We start from the raw sequence: 1401 nt of genomic DNA on the forward strand, positions 1-1401 counted from the left end.
GCGCACGGCGCCGAGGGTGCCCGCCTTGGTGATCGTGGCCTGGTAGGTCAGATTCGTTGTCTGGGCGGGAATCGGGTTCGTCGCCTTGACCGCGACGGCAGCGGTGTAGGTCTTCAACGGCTGCAGCACGCCGGCGCCGGACGTGATCACCTGGCCCGCCGTGCCGATCGACTTGAATCCCAGCGTCCACGGACCGCCGGCGGGCAGCTTCAGGCCGTACAGCGGAATCGCGAGTCGCGCACCGACGGCAACGTTGACGGTTCGGGCGGGTCGCCAGCGCAGCACCGTGCTCGTGACCGAGCTGACCGTGCCGTTGACCGACGTGACCCGCCCGGTGGTCCCGGCCGGGATCGCCATCGTGACCTCGCGGATCGCACCCGCTTTCAGGACGGTCGCACGGTACGTCAACGTCGTCGTACCGTTCGACGCCTGCGTCGCCGTGATGCTGACACCGGCCGCGGCGGCATCGGCCGCCCGGTCGATAAACACGATCGCCGCGGCTGCGACAGCCAACGCGGCAGCCGAGGCCAGAAGCCTCCGAAACATGGGTTCCCCCAGGTCGTTGCAATGAATCCCCGGAGGGAGAGTACGAGATCAATCGCCGGCGCAGCGAAAATGTTGCTGATCGGTGATGAATTGGCCTAGATCACAACAGTGAGTGGTCGCCCGGTCGCTCTGAGCGGATTGCGAGGGACCTTGTGGCGGTGTCGCCAGCCGGGACCATACACGCTACTGGCCGGTCATGTGGGACTGACCAACGAGTGGGCCGTTTGCTCTTGGTGCTAAGGGTTTCCTAAGTCTGCAACAAGCTGCAACGGGGTTGCGCCGGGGAGTGTTGGAAGGATAAAACTCTTCCTGACTTTCGCCGGTGTCACTCGGGGTGCGCCGGATCCGCCCGATCTTGGAGTGTCGATGCGCCGCACCCGCAGGTTGCTGACGTATGCCCTCGTTCTGTCCCTCCCGGCGTCTCTGGGAGTTCCCGCGACCGCTCTTGCGCACCCGCAGCAGGTCGCGCAGGTCGCCGCACCGCAGGTGGCTCGTGCGGCTGCGGGTCCGTTGACGGCTCCGTTGCCTGCGCAGGTCAAGAACGCGTCGACAGTCGCGGCCGCGGGCGGGAAGCCCGCGCGAGTGCGGGAGCTGGACGAGCGGCGTACGGAGTCGTCGACTTCGTATCGCATGAGCGACGGTACGACGCAGGTCGAGCTGTCGACGGAGCCGGTGCACTACAAGGACTCCAAGGGCAAGTGGCAGGACATCGACACCAAGGTCACCGCCGGAAGCGGTGAGGACTCGTTCGAGAACGCGAAGAACTCGTTCCGGACGCGGTTCGGTAAGTCAAGCGATCGCTTGCTGACGTTCGAGGCGGACGGGGAGTCGATCGGGCTCGGCGCGGCCGGTGAG

2 protein-coding genes are annotated in these 1401 nt (G+C 66.3%); one reads left to right on the forward strand and one right to left on the reverse strand.

What is annotated here, in order from left to right; all coding sequences use genetic code 11:
• Positions 1–546: hypothetical protein (locus E0H92_RS43925; protein WP_131500509.1), on the reverse strand; the 546-nt coding region annotated here is incomplete at its 3' end.
• 366 nt (positions 547–912) lie between these two features.
• Here E0H92_RS43925 and E0H92_RS43930 point away from each other — a divergent pair.
• A partial coding sequence (locus E0H92_RS43930) for a hypothetical protein (RefSeq protein WP_131500510.1) occupies positions 913–1401 on the forward strand: 489 nt, incomplete at its 3' end.

Origin of the sequence: Kribbella speibonae, assembly GCF_004331375.1 — a bacterium.
Classification (GTDB): Bacteria; Actinomycetota; Actinomycetes; order Propionibacteriales; family Kribbellaceae; genus Kribbella; species Kribbella sindirgiensis.